Annotated in this window: 15 protein-coding genes; 8 read left to right on the forward strand and 7 right to left on the reverse strand. The window is 70.5% G+C overall.

Annotated elements, in window-relative coordinates; translation table 11 throughout:
- Nucleotides 1-92: 92 nt before the first annotated feature.
- The 7 genes from ACFE60_RS01700 (at nucleotide 93) to ACFE60_RS01730 (ending at nucleotide 7,654) form a co-directional block, all read left to right on the forward strand.
- Nucleotides 93-803 (forward strand): GntR family transcriptional regulator, encoded by a 711-nt coding sequence (locus ACFE60_RS01700; RefSeq protein WP_375387104.1) that lies wholly within the window; start codon nucleotides 93-95, stop codon nucleotides 801-803.
- A gap of 122 nt (nucleotides 804-925) precedes the next feature.
- A complete protein-coding gene (locus ACFE60_RS01705; protein WP_375387105.1) occupies nucleotides 926-2,719 on the forward strand; it encodes a formylglycine-generating enzyme family protein in 1,794 nt (597 codons plus the stop codon).
- A 101-nt stretch (nucleotides 2,720-2,820) separates the two neighbouring features.
- Complete coding sequence (locus ACFE60_RS01710) at nucleotides 2,821-4,119, forward strand: ABC transporter substrate-binding protein (protein WP_375387106.1); 1,299 nt, start codon at nucleotides 2,821-2,823, stop codon at nucleotides 4,117-4,119.
- 208 nt (nucleotides 4,120-4,327) lie between these two features.
- Nucleotides 4,328-5,143: a carbohydrate ABC transporter permease gene (locus ACFE60_RS01715; protein ID WP_375387107.1), complete on the forward strand. Its 816-nt coding sequence runs from the start codon at nucleotides 4,328-4,330 to the stop codon at nucleotides 5,141-5,143.
- A 35-nt stretch (nucleotides 5,144-5,178) separates the two neighbouring features.
- Entirely contained in the window at nucleotides 5,179-6,000 is an 822-nt protein-coding gene (locus tag ACFE60_RS01720) for a carbohydrate ABC transporter permease (protein ID WP_375387108.1), read from the forward strand.
- 155 nt (nucleotides 6,001-6,155) lie between these two features.
- Nucleotides 6,156-6,725, forward strand: a complete 570-nt coding sequence (locus ACFE60_RS01725) for a TetR/AcrR family transcriptional regulator (protein WP_375387109.1) — start codon at nucleotides 6,156-6,158, stop codon at nucleotides 6,723-6,725.
- Between the two features lie 26 nt (nucleotides 6,726-6,751).
- A complete protein-coding gene (locus ACFE60_RS01730; protein WP_375387110.1) occupies nucleotides 6,752-7,654 on the forward strand; it encodes an SDR family NAD(P)-dependent oxidoreductase in 903 nt (300 codons plus the stop codon).
- Nucleotides 7,655-7,676: 22 nt separating this feature from the next.
- Here the strand turns inward: ACFE60_RS01730 and ACFE60_RS01735 are convergent, their stop codons facing one another.
- Together ACFE60_RS01735 and ACFE60_RS01740 are read right to left on the reverse strand one after the other, a co-directional pair.
- Nucleotides 7,677-8,150, reverse strand: a complete 474-nt coding sequence (locus tag ACFE60_RS01735) for a MarR family winged helix-turn-helix transcriptional regulator (protein ID WP_375387111.1) — start codon at nucleotides 8,148-8,150, stop codon at nucleotides 7,677-7,679.
- A 9-nt stretch (nucleotides 8,151-8,159) separates the two neighbouring features.
- Nucleotides 8,160-8,912, reverse strand: a complete 753-nt coding sequence (locus tag ACFE60_RS01740) for an SDR family NAD(P)-dependent oxidoreductase (protein WP_375387112.1) — start codon at nucleotides 8,910-8,912, stop codon at nucleotides 8,160-8,162.
- Between the two features lie 103 nt (nucleotides 8,913-9,015).
- Here ACFE60_RS01740 and ACFE60_RS01745 point away from each other — a divergent pair, with 103 nt between their 5' ends.
- The gene (locus tag ACFE60_RS01745) at nucleotides 9,016-9,954 is read left to right on the forward strand and encodes a zinc-binding dehydrogenase (RefSeq protein ID WP_375387113.1); all 939 of its coding nucleotides are present in this window, start codon (nucleotides 9,016-9,018) and stop codon (nucleotides 9,952-9,954) included.
- A 26-nt stretch (nucleotides 9,955-9,980) separates the two neighbouring features.
- On the opposite strand, the gene ACFE60_RS01750 is transcribed toward ACFE60_RS01745, so the two are convergent.
- Genes ACFE60_RS01750 through ACFE60_RS01770 form a run of 5 tightly spaced genes read right to left on the reverse strand, consistent with a single transcriptional unit; the run spans nucleotide 9,981 to nucleotide 14,733 of the window.
- The gene (locus tag ACFE60_RS01750) at nucleotides 9,981-10,916 is read right to left on the reverse strand and encodes an alpha/beta fold hydrolase (RefSeq protein WP_375387114.1); all 936 of its coding nucleotides are present in this window, start codon (nucleotides 10,914-10,916) and stop codon (nucleotides 9,981-9,983) included.
- Nucleotides 10,917-10,971: 55 nt separating this feature from the next.
- Nucleotides 10,972-12,621 carry an FAD-dependent monooxygenase gene (locus ACFE60_RS01755; RefSeq protein ID WP_375387115.1) on the reverse strand — a complete coding sequence of 550 codons (1,650 nt, stop codon included), beginning with the start codon at nucleotides 12,619-12,621 and terminating at the stop codon, nucleotides 10,972-10,974.
- A gap of 54 nt (nucleotides 12,622-12,675) precedes the next feature.
- Nucleotides 12,676-13,368, reverse strand: coding sequence for a VOC family protein (locus ACFE60_RS01760; RefSeq protein ID WP_375387116.1), 693 nt, complete (start codon nucleotides 13,366-13,368; stop codon nucleotides 12,676-12,678).
- Between the two features lie 31 nt (nucleotides 13,369-13,399).
- Nucleotides 13,400-13,885: a hypothetical protein gene (locus tag ACFE60_RS01765; RefSeq protein ID WP_375387117.1), complete on the reverse strand. Its 486-nt coding sequence runs from the start codon at nucleotides 13,883-13,885 to the stop codon at nucleotides 13,400-13,402.
- On the reverse strand, nucleotides 13,882-14,733 hold the full coding sequence (locus ACFE60_RS01770; RefSeq protein WP_375387118.1) for a fumarylacetoacetate hydrolase family protein: 852 nt from the start codon (nucleotides 14,731-14,733) through the stop codon (nucleotides 13,882-13,884). Before ACFE60_RS01770 ends, ACFE60_RS01765 begins: the two co-directional genes overlap by 4 nt.
- Between the last annotated feature and the right edge of the window lie 107 nt (nucleotides 14,734-14,840).

Genomic DNA, 14,840 nt, shown 5'->3' on the forward strand with positions numbered 1-14,840 from the left:
ATCCAGCCCGATCCCGCTGCCCGAGGAAAGAGGATGCCGTGAGCACGGTGCCGGATGCCCTGCCAGGAGCCGGACTGCAGCGAGGGGTTCCCGTGTCGCTGCACATCCAGATCTCCGACGCTGTGCGAAGCAAGATCTCCTCGGGCGAGTGGCCGCCGAACTACCGACTCCCGGCCGAACCGGAGCTCTCCCGACAACTGGGCGTGAGCAGGGGGACGCTCCGCCGTGCGCTCAGCACCCTCATCGAGGAGGGGGTGCTGAAGCAGGTTCAGGGGCGCGGGACCTTCGTGACGTCGACCGTGATCGAGCCTGCGATCGCGCAGAAGCTCAGCACGCTCTCCGAGGACCTCGCGAGCCAGGGCATCATGACGGAGACGTCGGTGATCTCGGTCAGTCTGCTCGACGCCCCCCGCCCCATCGCCAAGCTCCTCGACGTGATGCCTGGACAACGCGTGATGAAGCTCGTCCGGCTCCGCACCGCAGCGGCGGGACCGCTCGCGCTGCTGCACAACTACGTCCGGGCCGACCTCGCACCCGACATCGAGCACGTCGACTTCGCGGAACGCAGCCTCTTCGGCACGCTCGAGCAGCGCTTCGGGCTGCGGATCGGTTCAGGGCGCCGCACGTTCAGCGCGCAGGCGGCGACGGACGACGTCGCTGACGCGCTGCACGTGCCGCGGGACACGGCGGTGCAGTACCTGGAGCAGGTGACCTATCTCAGCGACGGTCGGCCTGTCGAGTACTCGGACGTCTGGATCAACAGCGCACTGCTCCGGGTGACGTCGATGCTCGCCAGGCGGTGAGCGCTCGCGACGGTGACCTCGCCGCACGATTCGCGGCGCTCGAGGTCGCTCCGGACGACCCCGCGGAGCGGACGGCTTGGCGTCGACAGGTCCGTGAGTGGAGGGACGACGCGCGCGGCGCGATGCCATCGGCCGGGCGGTACGACGCGACGACCACGGCCTGGGCGAGGACCGCGTTCGTCTGCGGCGTGCTGATGCTGTGGGACGAGGAGTTCTTCGACCGGGAGACCCAGCGATTCGAGGTCGAACGGTACCTGGATCTGTTCGAGGCGGATTTCGGGCGAGCGGATGCACTCGTCCTGTGGCACGCGTACCCGCGCATCGGCTTCGACGACCGGAACCAGTTCGACTTCTATCGCGACATCCCGGGGGGCGTCTCCGCCCTGCGCGACATCATCGAGCGCCTCCACGCCCGGGGGACTCGGGCGATCCTCGACTACAACCCCTGGGACACCGGTACTCGCGCTGAGCCGTCGGGCGACGAGGCCGCCCTCGCTGAACTCGTCGTGGAGGTCGCCGCCGACGGGATCTTCCTCGACACCCTCGCGGACGCGTCCGCGTCGCTGCTCGCCGCGATCGATCGCGCCGGCGCCGAGGTGATCCTGCAGTCCGAGCACGTGGCGCCCTTGTCCGGGCTCCACGATCACCTCATGTCATGGGCCCAGTGGCCGGAACGCCTGAACGAGCGCCTGCTGCTGCGCAACAAGTGGGCGAAGCCACGTCAGATGCAGCATCTCGTTCGGAGGTGGCACGAGGATCACGCGGACGAGCTCTTCACCGCCTGGCTCAACGGCAGCGGGGTCGTGGTGTGGGAGAACGTCTTCGGGTCCTGGTTCCCCTGGAATCCGACCGACAAAGCCACGCTGCGTTCCATGCGCTCGGTCCATTCCGCGTATGGAGAATGGTTCGCATCGGGGGACTGGACGCCGTACGTCCAGACATCGTCGGCCGCCGTCGATGCCAGCGAGTGGACGCTCGGCGACATCTCGGTCTGGGCCTTCGTCAACCGCTCGGACGCCGAGGTGCACGAGACCCTCGTGCTGCATGGGCAGGACGGGGACGTGCTCACCGCCCCCCTCGGCGGCGTCCGGCGAGCTGCGGGCACGACGACCGTCGTGCTGGGGCCGAAGTCGATCGGTTTCGTGGCGCAGGTCGGCTCGTCATCCCCCGGGGTCGAGGTCGCGCGCCACTCGTCGACCGTTCGACGAGTTCGAGATCCGCTGCCGCCGATCGGACGACGCTCGTCCGCGGACCCCGCTCCGGCCGACATGGTGACCGTCGCATCAGGGATCGCCGGGCCGGCGCGATTTCGACTGCGCGAGTGCGGTGCGTACGACCGGGCACCACTGGTCGGCCGGAGCTACCCCGATCTCACGGGCGACATCGCCGTGCTTCGGGATCGACCCACTCGACCGATCGTGATCGACCCTGCAGCGGTCACCAACGATGAGTACCTCGACTTCCTCTCAGCGACCGCATACGTCCCTGCTCACCGCGAGCGCTTCCTCGACCACTGGATCGCCGACGCTCCCGCGCCAGGAACCGGAGGCGACCCGGTGGTGTACGTGGACCTCGATGATGCCCGGGCATACGCCGGATGGCGTGGATGCCGACTTCCCACCGAGGACGAGTGGCAGCTCGCGCTCGCCACGCCCGGAGTCGGCTACGGCGCTCGGCGGGTGTGGGAGTGGACGGAGAGCGAGCAGAGCGATGGGCACTCCCGTTTCGTCGTGCTCAAGGGCGGGTCGGATCGGAGCGTGGCCGGGTCGGACTGGTACGCGGAGAGCGGTCCGCTGCTACCCGAACGGAGCGCGAAGTTCGTCCTCTTCGCGCCGTCGATCGACCGATCCAGCACCGTCGGCTTCCGCTGCGCAGCCGACCTCGATGCTGTCGGCCCTGATCAATTGGACTATTGACAACCATGTACAAATCTGCTTGGCTCCTCCAAGATCGGGAGCTCCAGGTGCACCGCCCTCGGGTAGCGATCCCTTCCTGACGACGAGGTTTGGAGACGTGCATGCGTAAGAAATCGGCCGGGCTGGTCCTGGCACTTTCCGGGGTCCTCGCCCTGGCCGGCTGCTCGGCAGCCCAGACGACTCCTGCGGGCGCGAAGGACAGTGCCGACCTGAAGGGCGTGACCCTGACGATGTGGGTCGCCCAGTCCACCGCGACCGAGGCGAAGCAGCCGATCGACGCGTTCGAGAAGAAGACCGGCGCGGTGATCAAGACCGTCGTGATCCCGGATCCGTACGAGGGCACCGTCCCGACGAAGCTCGCATCAGGGGACAAGCCCGACCTCGCGTTCTACCAGCCCTCCGTCAGCGCGCTTCCGGTCATCCAGCCGGCCAACAACCTGCTTCCGCTCGACGGCGAGCCGTACATCGCGAAGCTCGGGAAGGTCGAGCAGACCCTCGGCGTGATCAACGGCGTGCACTACTCCGCGGTGATCAAGCAGCCGTCGATGCTCGGCGTCTACTACAACAAGGCCGTGTTCGCGAAGGCGGGCATCACCTCGATGCCGACGAACTACGAGGACTTCATCGCGGTCGCCAAGGAGATCAAGGCGAAGGTTCCGTCCGTGGCGCCGCTGTACGAGGCCGGCGGCGACAAGTGGCCGCTGCAGTGGCAGGTCGACATGCAGCTGTCCGGAGTCGTCGGACCCGACTTCTGGAAGAAGCTCAACGAGAACAAGGCGAGCTGGACGGATCCGGCGTTCGTGAACGCCGTCCGCACCTACGACGACGACGTCATCAAGGGCGGCCTCAGCAACCCGGACTACAAGACGGGCACCTTCGCCCAGCAGGGCGCCGACCTGCTGTCCGGGAAAGCCGCGATGGTGGCGCAGGTCGACGCGCTGGTCCCGCTGCTGTCCGCGAAGCTCAGCACGAAGCAGCTCGACGACACGATCGGATGGTTCCCGGTCGCCGCGAAGAGCGACACCGCCCAGTTCGTCGCCGACGTCACGAACGGCGTCTCCGTCTTCAAGACCGGCAGGAGTCAGAACGAGGCCGCGGCGAAGCAGTTCATCCGCTTCTGGCTCGGCGAGGACTACCCGGCGTTCATCAAGGCGCAGGGCTACCCCTCGATCGAGCCGGCCGTGCCTTCGCCTTCGGGGCTGCCCGAGATCGTGCAGCAGGCAGCAACAGCGTTCCCCACGGCGACGCAGATGTACTACGGGTACCTCATCGCGACGCCCGACATCCACATCTACCTGAACGAGATGATCGTCGGACAGAAGACGCCCGACACCCTGGCTCAGGCCATGCAGCGCCAGTTCGTGCAGCAGGCGAAGGCCCAGGGCGCCAAGGGGTTCTGAGCGGTCCCATCGGAGGCCGGCCGCCGCTGCGGCCGGCCTCCGCCCGAGCGAGATGTGGAGAGCACCGATGACGGTGAGCACCAGGAAGTCCAGCCTTCCGATCGCCCCGCCGCCCCTTGCCGGGCTGCGCAGGGGCCTCGTCTCCCGTCGCGCTCCGTCGGGCAGTGCGAACTACCCCTGGTGGTTCGCGATTCCTGCCGTCCTCGTCATGGTGGTCCTGTTCGTGGTGCCGAACGCCGCCAACTTCGTCCTGCCCTTCACGGACTGGTCCGCGTTCAAACCGCAGATCGACTTCGTCGGTCTCGACACCATCGCCGCGGTGCTGCAGGACGGCACCGTCTACTCGGCGATCCGCGCGACCGTCGAGTACGCGGTGCTGGTCGCGATCATCCAGAACGTCGCCGGGCTCGCCCTGGCGGTTCTGCTCGAGCGGGACACGAGGATCAACCGGTTCGCACGCTTGCTCTTCTTCTTTCCCATGCTGCTCTCGGCGCTGGCTGTCGGCTACGTCTTCCAGGGGCTGCTGAACACCCAAGGCGCAGTCAACGCCGGCCTGACAGGGATCTCCGGCCAGCCGGTGGCGATCGAGTGGCTCGGCAGCACGACGTGGACCATCGTCATCCTCACCCTCATCCACTCCTGGAAGTGGATGGGGTTGTCGATGCTGATCTATCTCGCGGGGCTGAAATCGGTGCCCGAAGACATCGTCGAGGCGGCCCGGATCGACGGAGCGGACCGCTGGACCACGTTCCGCCGCATCCGCTTCCCGTTGATCGCGCCGGCAGTCACGTTCAACGTCGCGACCGCCTTGATCGGCGCGCTGAGCTCCTTCGACATCATCCTCGCGACGACGAAAGGTGGACCGGGGAACGCGACGAACGTGATCAACGTCTACATGTACCTGATCTTCGGTGAAGGACTCTTCGCGCAGGCGACCGTCACGAGCCTGGTGCTGTTCCTGCTCGTCGTGGTCTTCGCCGTGCCGCTCATCATCGTGCTGCGCAGGCGGGAGAACGTGCTGTGACCGCATCCCTTGCTCCGCAGACCCGGCGACGCGCGATGCCGGTGACGCGTCTCGTGCAGCCGGTCGCGGCGCTCCTGCTCTCACTGGCGTTCATCGGCACGCCCGTCTGGCTCGTACTGGTCACATCGGCGAAGCCACTCGGTGAGACGCAGGTGCCCAGCTTGGCGCTTCCGCAGCACCTCGCCGCAGGAGCGAACTACGCGACGGCGTTCGTGGACGGCAGCATGATCCTCGGACTGGTGAACAGCCTGCTGGTCGTGATCCCTTCCGCCGTCGTGATCCTCGTGCTGGGTTCGATGGCGTCCTGGATCTTCGCTCGGCGGACCGGGCGATTGGTCTCCTGGGCCTACGCGGTGGTGATCGTCGGGCTCCTGATCCCGCCCGCAGTCGTGACGTTGGTGCTCGAGCTCCGCGGCCTCGGCATCGCGAACACGCAACTCGGACTCATCGCCACCTACGTGTCGATGTACCTGCCGTTCGCCGTCTTCTTGATCACCGGCTTCATCCGTGCGCTTCCTCCGGAGCTCGAGGAAGCGGCACGGGTCGACGGAGCGGGCCCCATCCGGGTCTTCTTCCAGATCGTCCTGCCGCTCATCCGGCCCGTGATCGCGACCGCCACGATCATGATCGTCCTCTTCACGTGGAGCGATCTGTTCTACGCAGCGTTCGTTCTCGGCGGCGGCGACAAGGCGACCCTTCCCCTCAACCTCCTGAACATCGCCAGCGCGAACCTCTACCAGAACTCGTGGAATCTCGTGTTCGCTTACGTCGTGCTGATGAGCCTCCCGATGGTGCTCGTCTTCATCGTGGCGCAGCGCCGCATCGTCAGCGGAGTCACGAGCGGCGCCCTCAAGTAGCCCGTCGCTGCCGTTCGACTGGGAACAGCCGGTTGCTGATGCGTTCGACGGACCGGCCGTCCCACACGCGGCGGAAACGACTCCGAGCGGGTGCAACCGCCGCCCCGAAGGTCTCATAGTTGACTGACCGCTCACTCATCGCTACGGTCGGACGCATGGCCCGCTCTCGCAACCCGGCGTTCCGCGCCGGGCTGCTCGCGGCCGCGACCCGGGTGTTCGGCGAGCGCGGGCTCGGCGCATCCACGGCGTCGATCGCGAAGGAGGCGGGTGTGTCCACGGGCACGCTGTTCGTCTACTTCGAGTCCAAGTCGGTCCTCGTCAACGCCCTCTACGTCGAGCTGAAGACTGAGATGGCGCGTGTCGCGACCGACGGCCTGCCGATCGATGCGGGTCCCCGCGAGCAGCTGCGGCACATGTGGGACCGGTGGATCGAGTGGAGCACCACCCAGCCGGAGAAGCGGCGCGCGCTCGCGCAGCTCGGCGTCGCCGAGGACCTCACCGACGAGAGCCGTGCTGCGACGGGCGAGGCGTACGCGGACATCGGCGCGCTGGTCAGGGCGATCGCCGAGGCAGGACCGATGCGCGCCGCGCCGCTCGCCCTCGTCCTCGCCCTGATGTCGTCGATCACGGACACCGTCATCGACGACCTGCTGCTGGACCCCGACCCCGCCGGAGCACGCAGCGGCCTCGCGTTCGACGCGATGTGGCGCGCACTCGCCGGCTGACGCGTTCCAGGAACGAGGAGATCATCGTGGCTGAGACACAAGACGCCTGGGTCGTGACCGGACCGACGTCCGGCTACGGCCGGGCCACCGCGCTCGAGCTCGCGCGGCACGGCACCGTCGTGCTCGTCGGGCGCTCCCCGCAGAAGCTCGCCGCGGTGCGGTCCGAGATCCAGGCCGCGGGAGGCGAGGCGGTGGCGGTCGTCGCCGACTTCTCGGACGTCGTCAGCGTCCGTCGCGCGGCGAAGGAGGTCGTCGCGCTCGACCTGCCCATCCGGGGGGTGCTGAACAACGCCGGCATCCAGACCGCGGACACCACGCCCACCGCGCAGGGCTGGGACCCCTCCTTCGCGACCAACCACCTCGGTCCGCTCGCGTTCACGGAGTCGCTCTTCCCGGCGCTGGCCGACGGGACGAACGTGGTGTTCATCGCGTCGGCGGTCGAGGACCCCGAGCGGAAGCCCGCGGTGCGAGTCGGGTTCCGCGGCGGGCGGTACCTCTCCGCGGAGGCCGCCGCGCGCGGCGAGTACACGCCCGGCGGGTCCACCCGTCCCGGGTTCGACGCGTACGCCACGTCCAAGCAGGGCAGCCTCGCGGCCGTGTTCAACCTCGCGCGGCAGCACCCGCGCCTCCGGTTCCGCGCCATCGAGCCCGGGGTGAACCCCGGGTCCAACCTCGGGGACCTGCCCGCTGCAGCTCGCGCGATCGCGAGGGTGCTCACGCCGGTCCTCACGGTGATCCCGCACGTCACCACCTCGAAGCGCGCCGCGAAGGTGATCACCCGGATCGTGACGGATCCGTCGGGCGCGACGGGGATCTACTACGACGAGAACGGCGCGCCGCTGCAGGCGTCGAAGCAGGTCTCCGATCCCGCCTTCAGCGACCGGTACATCGCCGAGAGCCGGGCGCTGCTGGCCACCGTCCCGGACTGATCCCGAGTCCTGCCGGCCGCCCTCAGGCGTCCGTCCCCGAGTCGGTCCGAGCGGCGAGATGCTCGGTGAGGCGCCGCGTCGCCTCCTGCAGCACGCCGCGGGCCACGGCCAGGTCCGCGGGGTCCATGCCGCCGAAGGCGACCTCGGTGGCGACGGCGACGGGGTCGGGCAGCTCGGCCCAGAGCGCCATCCCGGCATCGGTGAGGTGCAGGGTCCGCTGGCGCTGATCGCCCGTGTCCGCCTCCTGGCTGACGAGCCCCTTCCGCACGAGGGCGCCCACGATCCCGCTGAGCGTCGCTCGCTCGATCTCGAGCAGCCGGCCCATCTCGCGCTGGGGCGTCGACCCCCCGTGGACGAGCTGCCAGAGCACGAGCCACTGCGTGCGGCCCAGCGACCACGGGCGCAACGTCGCCTCGGTCAGAGCCCGGGACAGGAGGTACTGCTTCTTCGCCCAGGCCCCGACGGAGTCGGTGCGCGCTTCGGAGCCGTCAGGCACCCGACATGGTTACCACGGGATCGCGGCGTCCTCCCATCGGGTGAACGTGCCGGTGGGGCCGTCGGGGCCGAGCAGCGCGACGCGCACGACCTCGCGGGACCCGTCCTCGATCGACTCGGTGCCGCTGAAGTTGTTCAGCGCCGTGCTCGTGTACGCCGGTGAGACGAGGTTGATCCTGATGTCGGTCGACTCCAGCTCGACCATCATGGCCAGCGTCATCGCGTTCTCCGCGGCCTTCGACGCGGGGTACACCGGACCGAACATCGCGTGGTACGGGTAGCTCGGGTCCGCGTTCGTGGTGAGCGAGCCGACGCCGCTCGAGACGTTCACGATGCGCGCGTCGACGCCCTTCCGCAGCAGCGGCAGCATGGCCTGGTAGACCGCGAGCACGCCGAAGACGTTGACGTCCCAGACGGCGCGGATCTCATCGAGCGACGCGGTGCTCGCCCGCGACCGGGCTGCCCGCTCCTCCGGTGTCGCGTCGCCTCCTCCGGTGTTCGAGATGCCGGCGTTGTTGACGAGCAGGTCGAGACGACCGAACTCGGTCTCCACGAACACCGCAGCAGCGGCGATGGAGGCGTGATCCGTGACGTCGATCCGGACGGCGCGGGCGCCGGCGCCGATCTCCGCGGCGGCGTCCTCGCCGCGTCGGAGGTCCCGGGATCCGACGAGCACGGTGACGCCGTGCTCGGCCAGCTCCTTGGCGACCTGTTTGCCGACACCCTGGTTGGCGCCGGTGATGAGCGCGATGCGATCGGACATGCGTTCCTCCCTCGATTCTGTTTGCTACCTAGCAAGTAGCCTACGTCGCGGGCCCGTCGCCCGGAAGGGACGTCCCGTGGGTCGTGCGTGCCAGGCTGACGTCATGCGTGCCGCGGTCGTCACCGACTTCTCCCAACCGCCCGTGCTCGGCGAGTTCGCGGAACCCGAGCCCGCCGACGGCGAGGTGGTCGTCGACGTCCGCGCCGCGGCCGTGTCGAACCTGGTCCGTCTGGTCGCCGCCGGCAAGCACTACTCGAGCGCGGCGAGGCCGCCGATGGTGGCGGGCGTGGACGGGGTGGGGCGGCTTCCGGACGGCTCGCTCGTGTACGTGCCGGGCGTCCGGTCGCCGTGGGGGACCATCGCCGAGCGCGCTGCCGTCTCCCGCGCGGCGATCCGGCCGGTCCCGCAGGGGCTGTCCGCGGTGCAGGCCGCTGCCGTCGTCAACGCCGCGTTCGCCTCCTGGCTGCCGCTGACGAGGATCCTCGAGCCCGGCGCGACGCCGACCGTGCTCGTCATCGGTGCGACGGGCGCCGCGGGGACCGTCGCGGTGCCGATCGCGAAGCACCTCGGCGCGAAGCGGGTCGTCGCGGTCGGCCGCGAGGGCGACGCCCTGAGGAGGACCGTCGAGCGCGGCGCCGATGAGGTCGTCCCGATCGACGACGGCCTCGAAGGCGCGCTCGAGCGCATCGGGTCGGACGGGGTCGACGTCGTGCTGGACTTCCTGTGGGGTGAGACCGCGGCGAGGGCCCTTCCCGTGCTCGCGCGCACCGCTCCGAACCCGCAGCACCGCATCGACTGGGTCAACCTCGGGGCGCTCGGCGGGGTCCACGTGCCGCTCGACTCGATGCTGCTCAGGATGAGCGACCTGCACGTGTGGGGGAGCGGCGCGGGTGCGTACTCGCACGAACGGCGCCGTGACATGGTCGACGCGGCCCTCGACCTCGCGGCGAAGGACGTCATCGCCGTGGAGGTGCAGGAGCGCGCGCTCGACGACGTCGCCGCCACCTGGTCGGACCGCGGGCGTCTGGTCTACGTGCCCTGAGCCGGTGAGCCGACGCGCCCACTGGTCTACGCGGTGCCCACCAGCGCGTCGCTCGGCTCGGGCGCCGGTCGGGCCGACTGGACCGCGCACTCGAGCGCGAAGGCGAGCTGCTCGAGCTGGAACGCACGGCCGGCGAGGTGGAAGTCGATGCAGTGGCCCGCGGTCGGCACCAGTCGCGCGTCGACCCACGGCGCAGCGGTGAACGCCGACCGGAACTCGGCGACCTCGCCGTCGTCGGTCACCCAGAGGTGATCGAACTCGCCCTGCCGGCTGTGCACGGGCACCCGCACCTCCGCGGCGACGTTCCGCATCCGCTCCACCCAGCCGCCCGTGATGTCCAGCAGCTCGGCCTTCGGCACGGGGGCGTCGGCGGCGTGACCCGCCTCCGGCATCGCTGCGGTGTGCGTCCACTCCGGCCCGTACATCACGAAGTCCTTGATCTGGCCGGGCAGCTCGACGAACTCGAGGTCCGGCAGCGCGGCCCACGCGGCGCCGCTCTCGCTCGGCACCCGCACCAGGCAGCCCGAGACGGCGATGCCGAGCAGCGGCCAGGATGGGTGCCGCGCGGCGAGGGCGGTGGTCACCGCTCCGCCGATCGAGTGGCCGATCACCACGACGCCCGCGAGGCCGGCCCCGAAGGCGGCCCACAGGTCGCCGATGAGGTGGTCCAGCACCTCCGCGTTGCGCAGGATGATCGACTCGCCCGGCTCGACGGCGGTGCTGCCGCGGTAGCCGGGCCGGTCGACCGCGATCACCGGGACACCGACGGCTTCTGCGCTGTCGAGCAGCGACTGGCCGGGGACGTCGAAGTAGATCGACGAGTAGGTGCCGCCGGGCAGCGCGACCACGAGCGGCGCGCCGTCCGAGACTGGGGCGTCGTGCCGCCGGCGGGCGGAGAAGGTCATGCCGTTCGCAGGCCCGTCGGAGGTGACGGTGTGGGTGAACTCGGTGGTCTCGCTCATGGTGCGGTCCTCTTCGATCTGATCGGTGGGGTCCGGCGTCGGTGCCGGAGGGGGGTCACGCGGTGGGGAGCGCCTCGGCTCGAGCGGTGCGCTCGAGCAGACCGCGCGCGAGCACGCCGTCGAGGACCTCGTCGGCCTCGGCGGGCGTGAGGGCCTGGCCGAGCCAGGCGATGTGCTGGTCGGGTCGGACCAGCACGACGGCGGCGCCGAAGCGCTCGAGGGCGTCCACGAGACCGCCGGGGACGGCCGCGATCGGGATCCCTCGCCGCACGGCCGCAGCCACCAGGGAGGCGGTGTCCGCGTCGTCGCCGATCGCCGTCATCCCGGCGCCGAGATGGTCGTACAGCGAGTCGCCGGGACCGATCCAGTGGTGCGGCAGGCGGTTGCCGACCGCCGCCACGGGGTGGAAGTCCGCGCCGTCCGTCGTCTGGTCGCCCGCCCCCTCGCCGTAGCCGTACCCGAGCACCAGGCCGAGGCAGTGGAACTCGATGTGCTTCGTCCGCTGCACGGTCGCGGCGGCGGCAGGCCTCGCGGCGGCGAACCGGTCGGGGCCCGCCATCAGCTCGTCGGAGGCGAGCTCCGTGGCCAGGGTCCTCGCGTTCCGGCCGGCGATCGCGATCGTGGCGGCGGCGACCGGGCGGCGCTCGGTCTCGTAGGTGTCGAGCAGCGCCGGAGGCGCCCATCCCTGCAGCACCGCGGCGAGCTTCCAGCCGAGGTTCGCGGCGTCGCCGATCCCGGTGTTGAACCCGTGCCCGCCCCAGGGCGGGTTCTGGTGCGCCGCGTCGCCGACGAGCAGCAGCCGCCCGCTGCGGTAGCTGCCGGCGAGCAGCGACCGCGCCTGCCACGGGTCGGTGCCGAGCACGTCGACGTCGATGTCGGCGCCGACCATCGCCCGGACCAGGGCGGCCGGGTCGGCGTCGCGGTCGTCCTCGGGTCGGCCGGTGGCGATCGCCCACCACACGTCGCCGAGATCGAGCGGGCCGACGACGCCCGGGGCGGCCGGGTTCAGGATCCAGCGGTGGACCGCGCGGTCGTGGATCAGGCCGCCGAGCCGGGCGGAGCGGAACACGATCGAGAGGTTGGGCTTCCCGGCGTTCCCGCCCTCGTACCCGGCTCCCATCGCCTCCCGCACGATGCTGCGCGCGCCGTCCGCACCCACGACGTAGCGGGCGCGCAGCGCCGACGACCGCCCCGCGGCATCCTCGACGAGGACGTCGACGCCGTCCTCGTCCGCGTCGATGCGGATCGCCCGGCTGCCGAGCAGCACCGTCACGCCGTCCGCCTCCGCGAGGGACTCGCGCAGGACCTGCTCGACCACCGGCTGGCCGATCTGCTGCCCCGCCTCGGCGACCAGGTCGCTTCCGGACAGATCGAGCCCGAGCGTGCCCGTGAAGCGGGTGACCTCGGCTCCGGCGGCCGTGGTGCAGAAGACGACGTCGCCGGACCAGTCGACCGGGATCGGTGCGCGGGCGCGAAGACGGTCCGCGAGACCCCATCGGCGGAAGAGCTCCATCGACCGCGCCGAGGTGGTCTTGGCCCGCGGCCGGACGGTCGAGACCTCCGCGCGCGGCTCGATCACCGCGCACGCGATCCCCTGGAGGCCCAGCTCGGTCGCGAGGGCGAGGCCGACCGGCCCGCCGCCGACGACGACGACGGGGACGACGTCGGCGTCGACGGCGCTCGAACCGGCGGCGGTGGCGGTCATGGTGGACGGTTCCTTCAGGGGTGGAGGGGTCCGGGTGCGACCGCCCCACCGGTCTCAGTAGAGGTCGGGCAGGAAGATGTCGTCGGGGATGTGCGCCGGCAGGTACTCGCCGGCCCGGGCGCGCTCGTGGATCTCCTTGAACCCGAGGCCCTGCTCCCTGGCGGCCACGAGCCGCTCCGGATCGAAGTAGGTGCCGATCGGGTTCGTCGCGAACTCGATGTTCGAGGCGATCCACTGCTTCGAGTCGGCCCAGTCGCCGAAGCCGTCGACCTGGATCTCCACGCGGTTGCCGTCCGGGTCCTGGTAGTACACGGACATCGTGATGCCGTGGTCGAGGGTCAGCCACGGCAGGATCCCGTGGTCCCGCAGCCGGATGTAGTTGTCCAGCCACTGGTCGAAGGTCGCGAACTCGAACGCGGTGTGGTGGATCCCGGTCGTGTGGCCCTTGTCCTCCGGGTGCTTCAGCCCCGGAGGGGAGAGCAGCGCGATCCGGTGGTTCGCCGCGTCGTTCGACAGCCATGCGGCGCCGTCGCCCCAGAACACGGGCAGCAGGCCGGCCACCTTCTCGTACCAGCCGACCATCTCGTCGAGCCGCATCGTCGTGAAGGTCGTGTGGTGCAGCGTCGGCGGGATGACCGGCCGCGCGGTGGCGCGGTTGAGCGGCGCCTGCGGCTCGGCCGTGGGGGTGAACCGCTCCTCGTCGACCTTCAGGGTCTCGGAGGAGTCGGTGACGGTCTCGTTCGACATCGGTGTCTCCCTCTCGTGCGTCGGGTGCTGGTCAGTCGGTGGGCTCGAGCGCTCGGATCCGGGCCAGCGCGGCGCGGACGTCCGGCACGTGGGCGAGCGCCGCGGCGCGGTCGACCCGGCTCGCGCGGAGGGCGAGGATGGCGCCGCTGCGCGACTCGGGCGGGACGTCGTCCCCGCGGACCGTGACGACGGCGTGGAAGTGCGGGTAGGCCTCACCGAACGTCATCAGGTAGCGGGCCGGGGCGTCGAACGTCTCCTCGAGCGCCAGCATCAGCCGCTGGGCCGTCGGGCCGAATCCGGTGAGGTCGGCGCGGGTCAGCTCGCCCCAGCCGAGCGCATGCCTCCGCAGGCGGAGGAAGTACCACCCGGGTACCTCGAAGCCCGGCAGGACCTCGCACGCCCAGTCGTCGTCCCGGAAGACGACCGCCTCCTCCGGGGCGCCCTCGAGACCGCAGATGATGCACTCGGCGGGATCGGTGACGCTCCCGTCCGGGAAGCGCGTCGGTGCCACGCTCACGGTGCGACGAACCGGGTGGTCAGGGTGCCGATCCCGTCGATCGTCGTCTCGATGCGGCTTCCGGCATGGAGGGTCTCCCGCGGATCGCGGCTCCAGCCGACCCCGGCGGGCGTGCCGGTGAAGATCAGGTCGCCGGGGTGCAGCCGGACGCGGGAGGACAGGTAGGACACGAGTGCGGGGACGCCGAAGATCAGGTGTTCGGTGTCCGATGACTGCTTCGTCACGCCGTCGACCTCGCAGCGGATGGCGAGGTGCGGCTCGGCGCCGATCTCGTCAGCGGACACCACCCAGGGGCCGATCGGCCCGAAGCCGGGCCCGGACTTGCCGAGGCCGAACTGCGGGTTCGCTCCGCCCTCGAACTGCACGACCCGGTCGCTGAGGTCCTGCCCGATCGTGTAGCCGGCGACGACGGCGAGCACGTCCCCTTCGGCGACCTCGAAGCACTCGCTGCCGATCACGACGACGAGCTCCGCCTCCCAGTCGAGCGCCTCCGTGCGGACGACGACCTCGTCGTTCGGCCCGGTGATCGAGGATGAGAACTTCGGGAAGACGAGGGGGTTCCTCGGCAGGTCCATCGCGGACTCACCCGCGTGGTCGAGGTAGTTGACGCCGATGCCGAACGCCTGCAGCGGCACCGGCACCGGGCGCTCGAGCCTCGCGGGATCGAGCGGGGCCGAGCCGCTGCCGTCGGCGTCGCCGACCTGCTCGGACAGGCGCAGCAGATCGGCCCAGACGGCGAGGACGGAGGCCGGTGACGCGGGGACGGCGCCTCCGCTGGCGGCCTCGACGTCCACCGCCCGGTCGCCGACGACGAGCACGGTCCGGCCGTCCAGCACGCCGACCTTCATCGAGCGGGCTCCGCGGGGTGGATCGGGTGCGTCATCGCAGGTCCTTCAACGTCGTCGTCGACGCCCGGCGGGCGGATGGGGTGACCATACGCCCGCTATATCGTGTA

The sequence above is a fragment of the uncultured Amnibacterium sp. genome (assembly GCF_964245895.1).
Taxonomy (GTDB): Bacteria; Actinomycetota; Actinomycetes; order Actinomycetales; family Microbacteriaceae; genus Amnibacterium.

Bases quoted from the DNA above. Each gene is read 5' to 3' on its own strand.
- ACFE60_RS01705 (WP_375387105.1), top strand. From the start codon at position 926: ATGCCATCGGCCGGGCGGTACGACGCGACGACCACGGCCTGGGCGAGG.
- ACFE60_RS01710 (WP_375387106.1), top strand. From the start codon at position 2,821: ATGCGTAAGAAATCGGCCGGGCTGGTCCTGGCACTTTCCGGGGTCCTC.
- ACFE60_RS01715 (WP_375387107.1), top strand. From the start codon at position 4,328: ATGGTGGTCCTGTTCGTGGTGCCGAACGCCGCCAACTTCGTCCTGCCC.
- ACFE60_RS01720 (WP_375387108.1), top strand. From the start codon at position 5,179: ATGCCGGTGACGCGTCTCGTGCAGCCGGTCGCGGCGCTCCTGCTCTCA.
- ACFE60_RS01725 (WP_375387109.1), top strand. From the start codon at position 6,156: ATGGCCCGCTCTCGCAACCCGGCGTTCCGCGCCGGGCTGCTCGCGGCC.
- ACFE60_RS01740 (WP_375387112.1), bottom strand. From the start codon at position 8,912: ATGTCCGATCGCATCGCGCTCATCACCGGCGCCAACCAGGGTGTCGGC.
- ACFE60_RS01745 (WP_375387113.1), top strand. From the start codon at position 9,016: ATGCGTGCCGCGGTCGTCACCGACTTCTCCCAACCGCCCGTGCTCGGC.
- ACFE60_RS01750 (WP_375387114.1), bottom strand. From the start codon at position 10,916: ATGAGCGAGACCACCGAGTTCACCCACACCGTCACCTCCGACGGGCCT.
- ACFE60_RS01755 (WP_375387115.1), bottom strand. From the start codon at position 12,621: ATGACCGCCACCGCCGCCGGTTCGAGCGCCGTCGACGCCGACGTCGTC.
- ACFE60_RS01760 (WP_375387116.1), bottom strand. From the start codon at position 13,368: ATGTCGAACGAGACCGTCACCGACTCCTCCGAGACCCTGAAGGTCGAC.
- ACFE60_RS01770 (WP_375387118.1), bottom strand. From the start codon at position 14,733: ATGAAGGTCGGCGTGCTGGACGGCCGGACCGTGCTCGTCGTCGGCGAC.